At 53.8% G+C, this 12,939-nt stretch carries 10 protein-coding genes; 4 read left to right on the top strand and 6 right to left on the bottom strand.

Translation table 11 applies throughout. From position 1 onward, the window contains the following. Positions 1–109 precede the first annotated feature (109 nt). Genes gsiD through iaaA form a run of 5 tightly spaced genes read right to left on the bottom strand, consistent with a single transcriptional unit; the run spans position 110 to position 6,343 of the window. A complete protein-coding gene (gene gsiD, locus FEK47_RS03990; protein WP_138183110.1) occupies positions 110–1,021 on the bottom strand; it encodes a glutathione ABC transporter permease GsiD in 912 nt (303 codons plus the stop codon). Between the two features lie 2 nt (positions 1,022–1,023). Then, positions 1,024–1,944, bottom strand: a complete 921-nt coding sequence (gene gsiC, locus FEK47_RS03985) for a glutathione ABC transporter permease GsiC (RefSeq protein WP_135486453.1) — start codon at positions 1,942–1,944, stop codon at positions 1,024–1,026. A gap of 17 nt (positions 1,945–1,961) precedes the next feature. Continuing rightward, a complete protein-coding gene (gsiB, locus tag FEK47_RS03980; protein WP_135486454.1) occupies positions 1,962–3,500 on the bottom strand; it encodes a glutathione ABC transporter substrate-binding protein GsiB in 1,539 nt (512 codons plus the stop codon). A 19-nt stretch (positions 3,501–3,519) separates the two neighbouring features. Further along, positions 3,520–5,391 (bottom strand): glutathione ABC transporter ATP-binding protein GsiA, encoded by a 1,872-nt coding sequence (gene gsiA / locus FEK47_RS03975; RefSeq protein ID WP_135486455.1) that lies wholly within the window; start codon positions 5,389–5,391, stop codon positions 3,520–3,522. Then, a complete protein-coding gene (iaaA, locus tag FEK47_RS03970) occupies positions 5,378–6,343 on the bottom strand; it encodes a beta-aspartyl-peptidase (protein WP_135486456.1) in 966 nt (321 codons plus the stop codon). The genes gsiA and iaaA overlap by 14 nt, the downstream gene beginning before the upstream one ends. A 203-nt stretch (positions 6,344–6,546) precedes the next feature. Here iaaA and moeA point away from each other — a divergent pair, with 203 nt between their 5' ends. After that, the gene (gene moeA, locus FEK47_RS03965; protein ID WP_130222165.1) at positions 6,547–7,782 is read left to right on the top strand and encodes a molybdopterin molybdotransferase MoeA; all 1,236 of its coding nucleotides are present in this window, start codon (positions 6,547–6,549) and stop codon (positions 7,780–7,782) included. Continuing rightward, complete coding sequence (moeB, locus tag FEK47_RS03960; RefSeq protein WP_130258173.1) at positions 7,782–8,531, top strand: molybdopterin-synthase adenylyltransferase MoeB; 750 nt, start codon at positions 7,782–7,784, stop codon at positions 8,529–8,531. The genes moeA and moeB overlap by 1 nt, the downstream gene beginning before the upstream one ends. A gap of 177 nt (positions 8,532–8,708) precedes the next feature. On the opposite strand, the gene fsa is transcribed toward moeB, so the two are convergent. Then, positions 8,709–9,371 (bottom strand): fructose-6-phosphate aldolase, encoded by a 663-nt coding sequence (gene fsa / locus FEK47_RS03955; protein ID WP_135486457.1) that lies wholly within the window; start codon positions 9,369–9,371, stop codon positions 8,709–8,711. A 129-nt stretch (positions 9,372–9,500) separates the two neighbouring features. On the opposite strand from fsa, the gene FEK47_RS03950 reads away from it, so the two are divergent. Both FEK47_RS03950 and FEK47_RS03945 read left to right on the top strand, forming a co-directional pair. After that, on the top strand, positions 9,501–10,400 hold the full coding sequence (locus FEK47_RS03950; RefSeq protein WP_135486458.1) for a glycyl-radical enzyme activating protein: 900 nt from the start codon (positions 9,501–9,503) through the stop codon (positions 10,398–10,400). Between the two features lie 5 nt (positions 10,401–10,405). After that, a complete protein-coding gene (locus FEK47_RS03945) occupies positions 10,406–12,838 on the top strand; it encodes a glycyl radical protein (protein ID WP_135486459.1) in 2,433 nt (810 codons plus the stop codon). Positions 12,839–12,939 lie beyond the last annotated feature (101 nt).

The raw sequence follows: 12,939 nt of genomic DNA, 5'->3' as shown, positions 1-12,939 counted from the left end.
TATTTACCCAATTACCTGATTCTACAAAATCGGCAGAAAGTTACAACATTTGCGTATAGCAATAATTTCCTATGACGCCATTACATTTTTAAGCAATATTTTGTCGTGTCTATGCTTTAATTTTCGGGTCCAGCGCGTCGCGTAAGCCATCGCCCAGCAAGTTGAAAGCCAGCACGGTCAGGAAGATAGCAAGTGCCGGGAAAACCGCCACATGCGGCGCGATGACCATATCCGCTCGCGCTTCATTGAGCATAGCCCCCCATTCTGGGGTCGGCGGCTGCGCCCCCAGGCCAAGAAATGAAAGGCTGGCAGCCGAGATGATCGAAGTGCCAATACGCATTGTGAAAAAGACGACAATGGAAGAGACAGTCCCGGGCAAGATATGGCGCAACAAGATGGTCATGTCGCTGGCACCAATACTGCGCGCCGATTCAATAAAAGTTTGCTGTTTCAACACCAGCGTGTTGCCACGCACCAGACGGGCAAAAGCCGGAATGGAAAAGATGGCGACTGCGATAATTACGTTGGCAATACCGCTTCCTAACACCGCAACGACAGCAATCGCCAGTAATATGCCAGGGAAAGCAAACAGCACATCGCAAATACGCATAATCAATCGGTCCCACCAGCCTTCGTAATATCCCGCCAGTAAACCCAATAGCGTACCGATCGCCGCGCCAATAAAGACAGCAAATACACCCGCCGCCAGCGAGATTTGCGCGCCGACCAGGACACGGCTGAAAATATCACGCCCCAGCGAGTCGACACCAAACCAGTGTTGCAAAGAAGGTCCGTTATTCAGGTTGTCATAATCGAAATAATTTTCGGCATCATAGGGGGCGATCCAACGGGCAAAAATTGCCACCACAATCAGCAAAATGACGAACAGTGCGGCGGCCATCGCCATATGCTGACGGCGAAAACGTCGCCAGAATTCATGCCACGGTGTACGTACCTGGTCAGGTTTTACCAGTGGCATAGCGTTTAACACCGCCTGACGTCGCCAGTTAAATAGTCGCATCCTTACTTGTACCTGATAGCCGGGTTAATGGCGGCATAAAGCACATCCACCACTAAGTTGATAAGAATAAACTCCAGCGAGAAGAGCAGAATTTCTGCCTGAATCACCGGGTAATCACGCATTTCTACCGAATCGACCAGTAAACGCCCAAGTCCGGGCCAGTTAAATACTTTCTCCACCACGATAGAGCCACCGAGCAAAAAGCCAAACTGCAATCCCATCATGGTGACCACCGGGATCATGGCGTTGCGTAAACCATGCTTGAGGACAACCCAGGTTTCGCTTACCCCTTTCGCCCTCGCGGTACGCATATAATCTTCATTTAAAACGTCAACAAACGAGGCACGGGTAAAACGCGCCATCACTGCCGCCACCGCCGCGCCGAGCGTCAGAGAAGGTAATATGTAGTGCTGCCAACTGTCTGCACCTACGGTAGGCAACCAGCCCAGTTCAACAGAGAAAACCTGAATCAGCAGTATTCCGAGCGCAAATGCCGGAAATGAAATCCCTGATACCGCGATGGTCATACTTAATCGATCCGGCCAACGGTTAGGCCAGACGGCGGCGATAATACCCGCCGCCATGCCGAACAGCACCGCCCATGTCATACTGGTAATGGTCAACCACAGCGTAGGCATAAAGCGGCTGGCAATCTCCTCGGCAACCGGACGACGCGACACCATCGACAGACCAAAATCCCCCTGCACGGCATTGCTGATATAGTGCCAGAACTGGTGATACAGCGGCTGATCCAGCCCCAGTTGCTGACGCACCAGTTCGATGACCTGCGCATCGGCTTCTGGACCGGCAATCAATCGCGCCGGGTCGCCGGGTAGCATATGGACAAACAAAAACACCAGCACCGAGACAATAAACAACGTCGGAATCAGCCCCAGCAAGCGTTTGATAACGTAATTAAGCATTCCTCTCCCTGCGTTGCTTATTGCAAATCCGCATCTTCAAAGCTAAAGCCAGTGTCTGGCATAATCCAAAAACCACTCAGTTTTTTGCTGTGTGCCGACACCAGTTTTTCTACCACCAGCGGGATCCACGGCGACTCTTGCCAGATGGTATCCTGCGCCGCCTTATACAAGCGCGCCTTTTCCGCCGGATCGTTGGTTTTCAGCGCCTGGGCAAGCTCGTCATCCACCTGCTTATTGCTGTAAAACGCAGTATTAAACAGCGTCGGTGGCCAATTCTGCGAGGCGAACAGTGGCGATAGCGCCCAGTCAGCTTCACCGGTCGAGGCCGACCAGCCAGTATAGAACATTCGCACGCCGCTCTCTTTCTGCCCTTTACCTTCAACTTCTGCCGCCCGCTGCCCGGCATCCATCGCCGTCACCTGGGCTTTAATCCCCACCTGCGCTAGCTGTTGCTGAGTAAATTGCAGCACTTTCTGCGCGGTACTGTGATTATGTGATGACCACAATGTGGTACTGAAACCGTTGGGATATCCCGCCTCTTTTAATAGTTCGCGCGCTTTAGCCGGATCGTAAGGCCACGGTTTATAACTTTGCGCGTAGGCAATACTCGGTGGCACCACACCAGTGGCAGGAACTGCATATCCCGCGAAGGCCACTTTCACCAGTGCCTGACGGTTGATGGCGTAATTCAGCGCCTCACGCACTTTTGGGTTATCGAATGGTTTCTGCGTCACGTTCATACTGATATAACGCTGCATAATCGACGGGCTGGCCATCAGCTCGATATTTTTGTTCTTGTCCAGTAGCGCAGCTTGTTCATAAGGGATGGGGAAAGCAAACTGCGCTTCACCGGTTTGCAGCATTGCCGCGCGGCTATTGTTGTCCGCCACCGGACGCCAGGTGATGCTGTCCAGTTTGGGCAAGCCTGGCTGCCAGTAACCCGCGAATTTTTTAACCTTCACAAAATCGGTCTGGTTCCAGGTATCCAGTTCATACGGTCCAGTTCCGACCGGATGAAAACCAATCTCCTTGCCATATTTTTCCAGCGCCGCCGGTGAAATCATCGCGGTCGCCGGATGGGCAAGAATATTAATAAACGCTGAGAACGGCTGTTTGAGGGTAATCTTTACCGTTGTCGGATCGACCGCTTCAGTTTTGGCAATATTTTTGTACAGGTTATAGCGTTTTAAATGATTTGCCGGATCGCTGGCTCGGTCCAGATTCGCTTTGACGGCTGCGGCGTTAAAGTCGGTGCCGTCCTGGAACTTAATCCCTTCGCGCAATTTCACGGTGTAAGTGAGGCCGTCATCGGAAACGGTATAACTCTCCGCCAGCACGTTTTTCAGTTTCATCTCTTTATCCAGACCGAACAGCCCCTGATAAAAAGATTTCGCTACCGCCTGAGATAACGTGTCATTCGCGTCATACGGATCGAGCGTGGTGAAGTTCGATCCCACTGCCACAACCACATCTTTAGCAGCGAATGCACAAGGTGCCATCAACGCTGCGGCAATGCCCAGCGCCACTAACCCACTACGGTGTACAGCTCTTGCCATTTTATTCTCCGCATGAATGTTATCTACGCAAAAATGCGTACTCTGATTGTGGTTGTGCGACGTAATGCCCCGGTCCGACGCATTGCAACGAGACGGCTGCAACCTCTTCTCCACGCAGATGAATATTGCTGGGAAGATCATCCGACAGCAGCACGCGCTGCGGTCGTAGTCGGGACGGTTCAGCGACCGGAACTGCTGCCAGTAATTTACGTGTATAAGGGTGCTGCGGATTTTCAAAGACCGCGCGCCGTGGACCAATTTCAACGATTTGCCCGAGATACATCACCGCCACACGATGGCTGATCCGCTCTACAACGGCCATATCGTGGGAGATAAACAGAAAGGCGATGCCAAAATCACGCTGGAGATCGAGCAACAAGTTGATGATTTGCCCACGGATAGAAACATCCAGCGCCGAGACGGCTTCATCGGCAATGATCACTTTTGGATTCAATGCCAACGCGCGAGCAATGCAGATGCGCTGACGCTGACCGCCGGAAAACTCATGCGGGTAACGCCACGCATGTTCAGGTAACAGGCCAACGCGTTCCAGCAACCACGCAACGCGTGCAGCAGCTTCTTTACCTTGCAATAAACCGTGTACGCGCAGCGGTTCAACAATCGAATCACCAATGGTCTGTCGTGGATCCAGCGAGGCGTAAGGATCCTGAAAAATAAACTGGATGTCGCGACGCAATGCCTGAAGTTTGCCTGGTGAAAGGGTATCGATTCGCTGCCCTTTGAAGATAATTTCGCCGCCCTGGGATTCAACCAGGCGCAGCAACGCCCTACCGGTGGTTGATTTGCCACTCCCGGACTCTCCCACCAGCGACAACGTTTCGCCCGGCCAGAGATCAAAACTGACCTTCTCAACCGCATGCACTTCTCGCGTAACGCGATTCAGTAAGCCACTACGTAAAGGGAAACGGGTCACCAGATTACGCACCTGTAAAACAGGGTCGCCATCAACCACCGTTTTCTGCTCGACAGGTCGTTCCTGTTTAGCCGGATGTTCAAGCGATATCAGCGGGAAACGGCGAGGATAATCTTGCCCTTTCATCGCCCCCAACTGCGGCACGGCAGCCAACAGCGCGCGGGTATAAGGATGCTGTGGCGCATGAAAAATCTGTTCAACGCTGCCCGTTTCGACCGCTTCGCCCTGATACATCACCAGCACCCGATCGGCAATCTCTGCCACCACGCCCATGTCGTGAGTGATAAAGATGACGCCCATCGACATCTCTTTTTGCAATACTTTGATTAATTGCAGGATCTGCGCCTGAATGGTGACGTCCAGTGCGGTGGTCGGTTCATCCGCAATCAGCACCGCCGGACGACATGACAGCGCCATTGCAATCATCACTCGCTGGCGCATCCCACCGGAGAGTTGATGCGGATAACGGGAAAGAATGGTTTGGGCTTCCGGGATGCGAACCTGATCCAGCATCCGCTTCGCCTCTACCATCGCCTGTTCACGACTGGCGTTTTGATGCAAACGGATAGACTCGGCAATCTGCTCACCCACAGTAAATACCGGATTCAGCGACGTCATCGGCTCCTGAAAAATCATCGCTATATCAGCGCCGCGCACATGCTGTATTTGACTGGCACTCTGCTCGTTAAGCTCAATAACTTCACGACTGCGTCGCCGCAACAGCATTTTATTGCACTGCACCAGGCCGCCTGCTTGTTCCAATAGACGCATCAATGCCAGTGCTGTGACAGATTTACCGGAGCCGGATTCCCCGACAATGGCCAGCGTCTCACCGCGTCGCAGCCGAAAAGAAAGATTGCGCACCGCAGCCACTTTCTGCTGGTCCTGCATAAAGGCAATGTTGAGATTATCGACCGCCAGGACATCACCGGCATCAAGTTCATCACTGTGTGGCAACGGTGTCCCCTTTTTCGCGGTAGATACCAGTGGTTGGTGTATCGCCTGCATAGCCCCAGGCGCGATACATTCCTTCGGTGTTAAACGGTAGTGCGACGTTACCTTCGTGGTCGATAGCGATTAAGCCACCGCTGCCGCCAAGCGCAGGGAGTTTTTCCATCACCACCCGCTCGCAGGCTTCCGCGAGGCTTAGACCGCCATAATCCATTAACGCGCCGATGTCATATGCCGCCAGCGCGCGGATGAAGACTTCGCCCGTACCGGTACAAGAAACCGCCACACTGGCGTTATTGGCGTAGCATCCGGCACCCACTAAGGGACTATCGCCCACTCGTCCGGGTAATTTATTGGTCATTCCGCCCGTGGATGTGGCTGCCGCCAGATTGCCGTGTAAATCCAACGCCACGGCACCCACCGTACCCATTTTCTGTTTTTCATCCAATGGCGCACCGCTATGGTCGAGAACCGTTGCCCCTTCCTCGCGCGCTGCCAGTAGTTGTTCATAACGCAAAGGCGTGGAGAAAATCTCCGGCGAGACGCGCTCCATGCCATGAGAAAAAGCAAAGTTTTCCGCCCCCTCACCAATCATCATTACATGCGGGCTTTGCTCCATCACCAGCCGGGCGGCAAGAACCGGATTACGCAGATGACTAATGCCCGCCACCGCCCCCGCTTTCAGTGTGTTGCCATCCATCACGCAGGCGTCCAGTTCATGCGTTTCATCACGCGTAAAGACGGCGCCAATTCCGGCGTTAAAGAGCGGACACTCTTCCAGCAAGCGCACCGCTTCTGTCACCACATCCAGCGCGCTTTCACCCGCTTCGAGCATTTGCTGTCCGGTTTCAACAATGGCAGACAGCGCCTCAATGTAGCGTAATTCCTGTTGCAGACTCATCTGTGCGCGGCTAATTGCGCCTGCGCCGCCGTGGATTGCAATGACTGCTTTGCCCATAGTCTTCGTCCATTAAGGGTGGCTCGCCACTTTTGCTATAAATATCAGAATTTTTATGAATTACTCATTCAATTTTTGAATATAGAAAGATGTATATGGCATGTAAAGGCGAGCGTCTGCTCTACGACCGAGGTGGCATACAGTCTGTGGCGTTTTTCTGACATAATAGGCAAATTCGATTTTGCCTCCGCAGGAGTGTTTTCATGGAATTTACCACCGGATTGATGTCGCTCGACACCGCGCTTAATGAGATGCTTTCTCGCGTTACCCCACTGACCGCCCAGGAAACGCTGCCACTGGTACAGTGTTTTGGCCGTATTCTGGCGAGCGATGTGGTTTCGCCGCTGGATGTCCCAGGGTTTGATAACTCCGCAATGGATGGTTACGCGGTACGTTTGGCCGATATCACCTCCGGACAACCGCTGCCCGTTGCCGGGAAGTCGTTTGCCGGTCAGCCTTACCATGGCGAGTGGCCCGCTGGCACCTGCATCCGCATTATGACTGGCGCACCAGTACCGGAAGGCTGCGAAGCGGTGGTGATGCAGGAACAGACTGAACAAACGGATAATGGCGTGCGTTTTACTGCTGAAGTGCGTAGCGGGCAAAATATTCGCCGTCGCGGTGAAGATATCTCTGCGGGCGCGGTTGTTTTCCCGGCGGGGACTCGCCTGACTACCGCTGAACTGCCAGTGATTGCTTCGCTAGGGATTGCCGACGTTCCGGTGATTCGTAAAGTGCGAGTGGCGCTATTTTCCACGGGTGATGAGTTACAGTTACCCGGTCAGCCTCTGGGCGACGGGCAAATTTACGATACCAACCGCCTCGCGGTGCATTTGATGTTAGAACAGCTGGGTTGTGAAGTAATCAACTTAGGGATTATCCGCGACGATCCACATGCCCTGCGCGCCGCATTTATTGAAGCCGACAGCCAGGCGGATGTGGTGATCAGTTCCGGTGGTGTTTCGGTTGGTGAGGCGGATTACACCAAAACCATTCTCGAAGAACTGGGCGAAATTGCTTTCTGGAAACTGGCGATTAAACCGGGCAAACCGTTCGCGTTTGGTAAACTCTCTAATAGCTGGTTCTGCGGCCTGCCGGGCAATCCGGTTTCTGCGACGCTGACCTTCTATCAATTGGTACAACCTTTGCTGGCCAAATTAAGCGGCAATACCGCCAGTGGCCTTCCCGCGCGCCAGCGCGTACGCACGGCATCGCGTCTGAAGAAATCCCCTGGACGTCTTGATTTCCAGCGCGGCGTGCTGCAACGCAACGCCGACGGCGAGCTGGAAGTCACGACCACCGGGCATCAGGGTTCCCATATATTTAGCTCCTTTAGCCTCGGCAACTGCTTTATCGTGCTGGAGCGCGATCGCGGCAATGTTGAAGCGGGCGAATGGGTAGAAGTCGAGCCATTTAATGCGTTGTTCGGAGGCCTGTAATGGCGGAACTCAGCGATCAGGAGATGCTGCGCTACAATCGGCAAATCATCCTGCGTGGTTTTGATTTTGACGGCCAGGAAGCATTGAAAGATTCCCGCGTGCTGGTAGTGGGCTTGGGCGGCCTCGGCTGTGCGGCCTCGCAATATCTGGCAAGCGCCGGTGTCGGCAACCTGACGCTGCTCGACTTCGACACGGTTTCGCTCTCAAATTTGCAGCGCCAGACGCTGCACAGTGATGCTACGGTCGGGCAACCGAAGGTAGAATCAGCCCGTGACGCACTGGCACGGATCAATCCACATATCGCGATTACGCCGGTAAACGCGTTGCTTGATGACGCTGAACTGGCTGCGTTGATTGCTGAACACAATCTGGTGCTCGACTGCACGGATAACGTTGCGGTACGTAATCAACTGAACGCGGGCTGTTTTGCCGCGAAGGTGCCGCTGGTTTCCGGCGCGGCAATTCGTATGGAAGGGCAAATCACGGTCTTTACTTATCAGGACGGTGAGCCGTGCTATCGCTGCCTTAGCCGTTTGTTTGGCGAGAACGCGCTAACCTGCGTGGAAGCGGGTGTAATGGCACCGTTGATTGGGGTGATTGGTTCGTTGCAGGCAATGGAAGCGATCAAACTGCTGGCAGGTTATGGCAAACCCGCCAGCGGTAAAATCGTAATGTACGATGCGATGACCTGTCAGTTTCGCGAAATGAAACTGATGCGTAATCCGGGGTGTGAGGTGTGCGGGCATTAATTGTCGCCATAGACGCGGTAGGCGTCGCATCAGGCATTTGCTCCAGACGCCAGATGCGGCGTGAACGCCTTATCTGGCCTACGGTTCGGGTACGCATTTCCAGGCCTGATAAGACGCGGCAGGCATCGGCGCACTCTGCCACGTCATCAGCAATTTATGAGGATGACAAGCGCCCTGTTAAATCGACGTTCTGCCAAACGCCCCCTGCCAGTCCTGCTCAAACTTCGCCACTGCGGCATCAACTGCCGGATAGCTAATCATCTGTTGCGCGACATCCAGCGGCAGTGTGATTGATTCGCATCCTGCCAGTAAGCAGTCCAGCGCCTGACGCGGGGTTTTGAAACTGGCTGCCAGCACTTTCGCCTGTGGCGCATGCATTTTCAGTAACTGGTGTAAGTCGGTCACCGTCTGAATACCACTTCCGCCCTGAGCATCAATTCGGTTGACGTAAGGCGCAACATACTCTGCCCCCGCCAGCGCTGACAGCAGCCCTTGCGCCGCGCCATACACCGCCGTACCCAGCGTCGGAATCCCTTCCGCTTTTAATAGCTTAATCGCTGCCAGCCCCTCGGCAGTCACAGGTACTTTAACCACGATATCCGCAATAATAGAACGCAGTTTACGCGCATCGTTCACCATACCTTCAGCAGTAGTAGACATGACCTGGGCAAACAAACGCCCCTGTCCGCCCATCGCCTCATGTAACTCAGGAAGTAAAACTTCCAGAGGCTTCTCACCTGCCGCCACAATACTTGGATTAGTGGTCACACCCGCCAACGGAAAAACACGAGCCAGCGTCTTCACTGCGGCGACGTCTGAAGTATCCAGATACAGTTCCATAGTCATCCTCTAAATCTACTTTTGTATGAAATCAGACTATCACGAAAAAACTCTCTGAACAGTTGATGCACATCAATCTAACTTTCATTCGAAAGTATTTTAATGTTTGAACGAAAAAGAGGGGCATCTATGATTTTCAACATTCAGCGCTATTCGACCCACGACGGTCCCGGTATCCGCACGGTAGTTTTCCTTAAGGGGTGCTCGCTGGGCTGCCGCTGGTGTCAGAACCCGGAAAGCCGCGCCCGCACGCAGGACCTGCTATATGACGCGCGTCTGTGCCTGGAAGGCTGCGAACTATGCTCAAAAACCGCTCCGGAAGTGATTGAGCGCGCGCTGAATGGTTTACTCATTCACAGGGAAAAGTTAACGCCTGAACATCTGACGGCGCTAACCGACTGCTGCCCGACACAGGCGTTAACCGTGTGCGGTGAAGTGAAAAGCGTTGAGGAGATCATGGCGACCGTTCTGCGCGACAAACCGTTTTACGATCGCAGCGGCGGCGGCTTAACGCTTTCCGGTGGTGAGCCGTTTATGCAGCCGGAAATGGCAATGGCACTACTGCAAGCCAGCCACGAAGCCGGTATTCACACTGCGGTAGAAACCTGTCTGCATGTGCCGTGGAAATACATCGCCCCTTCTCTGCCGTATATCGATCTGTTTCTTGCCGATTTAAAACACGTTGCCGACGTGCCGTTTAAACAGTGGACCGACGGTAATGCCGCGAGAGTACTGGATAACCTGAAAAAACTCGCGGCGGCGGGTAAAAAAATCATTATTCGCGTACCGCTGATTCAAGGCTTTAATGCTGATGAAGCCGCTGTGAAAGCCATTACTGATTTTGCCGCCAGTGAACTGCACGTTAACGAAATCCATTTCCTGCCCTACCACACGCTGGGCATCAACAAATATCACTTACTTAATCTGCCCTATGACGCTCCGGAAAAACCGCTTGATGCGCCAGAACTGCTCGACTTTGCCCAGCAGTATGCCTGCCAGAAAGGGTTAACCGCGACCTTACGAGGATAACAATCATGACAACACTGAAACTGGACACGCTCAGCGACCGCATTAAAGCGCACAAAAATGCGCTGGTGCATATTGTGAAACCGCCGGTCTGTACCGAGCGCGCACAGCACTATACTGAGATGTATCAACAACATCTCGATAAGCCAATCCCGGTACGTCGCGCGCTGGCGCTGGCGCACCACCTGGCTAATCGCACCATCTGGATCAAACACGATGAGTTAATCATCGGCAACCAGGCCAGTGAAGTCCGTGCCGCGCCGATCTTCCCGGAATATACCGTCTCCTGGATCGAAAAAGAGATTGATGATCTGGCGGATCGTCCGGGTGCTGGTTTTGCGGTGAGCGAAGAGAACAAACGTGTTCTGCATGAAGTGTGCCCGTGGTGGCGCGGTCAGACCGTACAGGATCGCTGCTACGGCATGTTTACCGATGAGCAAAAAGGCTTGCTGGCGACCGGCATCATCAAAGCGGAAGGCAATATGACCTCCGGCGATGCGCACCTGGCGGTGAATTTCCCGCTGCTGCTGGAAAAAGGTCTTGATGGTCTGCGCGAGAAAGTGGCAGAGCGTCGCTCGCGCATCAACCTGACAGTGCTGGAAGATTTGCACGGCGAGCAGTTCCTGAAAGCGATTGATATCGTACTGGTGGCAGTCAGTGAACACATTGAACGTTTCGCTGCTCTGGCGCGTGAAATGGCTGCCACCGAATCCCGCGAAAGCCGTCGCGATGAACTGCTGGCGATGGCAGAAAACTGCGATCTTATCGCCCACCAGCCGCCGCAGACTTTCTGGCAGGCGCTGCAACTGTGTTACTTCATCCAGTTGATTTTGCAGATCGAATCTAACGGTCACTCAGTATCGTTTGGTCGTATGGACCAGTATCTCTACCCGTACTATCGCCGCGACGTTGAACTCAACCAGACGCTGGATCGCGAACACGCTATCGAGATGCTGCATAGCTGCTGGCTGAAACTGCTGGAAGTGAACAAGATCCGCTCCGGCTCGCACTCAAAAGCCTCTGCGGGAAGTCCGCTGTATCAGAACGTCACCATTGGCGGGCAAAATCTGGTTGATGGTCAGCCGATGGACGCGGTGAATCCACTTTCTTACGCGATCCTTGAATCCTGCGGTCGCCTGCGTTCCACTCAGCCTAACCTCAGCGTGCGTTACCACGCGGGAATGAGTAACGATTTCCTCGACGCCTGCGTACAGGTGATCCGCTGCGGCTTCGGGATGCCTGCGTTCAACAACGACGAAATCGTCATCCCGGAATTTATTAAACTCGGTATTGAACCGCAGGACGCTTACGACTACGCAGCGATTGGTTGTATCGAAACCGCCGTCGGCGGTAAATGGGGCTATCGCTGCACCGGCATGAGCTTTATCAACTTCGCCCGCGTAATGCTGGCGGCGCTGGAAGGCGGTCGTGATGCCACCAGCGGCAAAGTGTTCCTGCCACAAGAAAAAGCGTTGTCAGCGGGTAACTTCAACAACTTCGATGAAGTCATGGACGCGTGGGATACGCAAATCCGTTACTACACCCGCAAATCAATCGAAATCGAATATGTGGTCGACACCATGCTGGAAGAGAACGTGCACGATATTCTCTGCTCGGCGCTGGTGGATGACTGTATTGAGCGAGCGAAAAGTATCAAGCAAGGCGGCGCGAAATATGACTGGGTATCTGGCTTACAGGTCGGAATTGCTAACCTCGGCAACAGCCTGGCGGCAGTGAAGAAACTGGTATTTGAACAGGGTACGATTGGTCAGCAACAACTGGCTGCCGCACTGGCGGAAGACTTCGACGGTCTGACTCACGAGCAGTTGCGTCAGCGTCTGATTAACGGCGCGCCGAAGTACGGCAATGACGACGATACTGTCGATACGCTGCTGGCTCGTGCTTATCAGACCTATATCGACGAACTGAAGCAGTACCATAACCCACGCTACGGTCGTGGCCCGATCGGCGGCAATTATTACGCAGGTACATCATCTATTTCCGCCAACGTACCATTCGGCGCACAGACCATGGCAACGCCGGACGGACGTAAAGCGCATACCCCGCTGGCAGAAGGCGCAAGCCCGGCCTCCGGTACCGACCATCTCGGCCCAACGGCGGTCATTGGCTCGGTGGGTAAACTGCCTACCGCAGCGATTCTCGGCGGTGTGTTGCTCAACCAGAAACTGAACCCGGCGACGCTGGAGAACGAATCTGACAAGCAGAAACTGATGATCCTGCTGCGCACCTTCTTCGAAGTGCATAAAGGCTGGCACATTCAGTACAACATCGTTTCCCGCGAAACATTGCTGGAAGCGAAAAAACATCCGGATCAATACCGCGATCTGGTGGTGCGCGTAGCAGGTTATTCCGCCTTCTTCACCGCGCTCTCTCCAGACGCACAGGACGATATCATCGCCCGTACCGAACATATGCTGTAACTCTTCCGCCCGGCGGCCACCGTCGCCGGGCCATATCATTCACAGTATCAATTTCTCGCTCAATTACATTCGAAATAAATTTGTGCCCTGCGTCACAATGT

The organism is Escherichia sp. E3659, from assembly GCF_005781135.1.
GTDB lineage: Bacteria > Pseudomonadota > Gammaproteobacteria > Enterobacterales > Enterobacteriaceae > Escherichia.
The sequence above is the reverse complement of the archived record's forward strand: the minus strand, read 5'-3'. Positions and strand labels throughout refer to the sequence as shown.